Here is a 708-nt window from a genome sequence, read left to right as displayed (position 1 = left end):
GGCGGCCTGCCGTTCCGCTGAGCCCGCGGCCACGGCGCGTGCGGTGAGCGTGTCCGTCGGCACGCGCGTGCTGCGCCTGGCCCTGGCGCTGGCCCTGGCGCTGCACTCGGCCTCCGGCTGGGCGGTGCTGCCGGCGACGCTGGTGTACTGGGTGCTGGTGGTGCTGGTCGCCGCAGCGATCGATCGCGCGATGGCGCGACGCACGGCCGGCAGTACCGCGGCGGCTTCCCTGGGCCCCGCCATTGGCGAGGCCGGCGTCACGCCTGCGCCGGCGCGGTTGCCGCCGCCAGCGCAGCCCGTCATCCCACCTTCGGCGATGCGTGCGCGGCCGTCCGGTCCGCGCCAATGGCGCCGCCATCTCGAGGACATCGTCCCGTTCCCGGAGGAGCGCTTCCCGCGCCAGGGCATCTGCACCGCCTCCGAGCTGGTGCTGTCCGCCGGCGATGCGCTGGTGCTCGCCTTCCATCCCGCCGCCGACGGCCCCGCGCAGTGGCGCTGCGACCTGCTGGCGCCGGGCGCGACCCAGGCGCAGTGGCTGGATGTGGCGGCGCACGCCGAGTGCGTCGTGCCGATCGTGCGCACCGGCGTGTACTCGATCGGTATCGGCCAGGCCGAGCTGCAGGTGCCCGGCACGGTGGCGCTGTGGCGGTGCGTGCCGGAACCGGAGCGGCTGGCGCTGCCGGTGCAGCCGCTGCGCGGCACGCCGCA

The 708-nt window shown here is 76.6% G+C and carries 1 pseudogene; it reads left to right on the top strand.

Features of this window, described 5'->3' with window-relative positions:
* Positions 1-43 precede the first annotated feature (43 nt).
* Positions 44-708: pseudogene (locus D588_RS0117210) on the top strand (hypothetical protein); the annotation flags it as partial.

Origin of the sequence: Xanthomonas sp. SHU 308 (genome assembly GCF_000364645.1) — a bacterium.
Lineage (GTDB): Bacteria > Pseudomonadota > Gammaproteobacteria > Xanthomonadales > Xanthomonadaceae > Xanthomonas_A > Xanthomonas_A sontii.
This window is presented reverse-complemented; position numbering and strand designations above follow the sequence as displayed.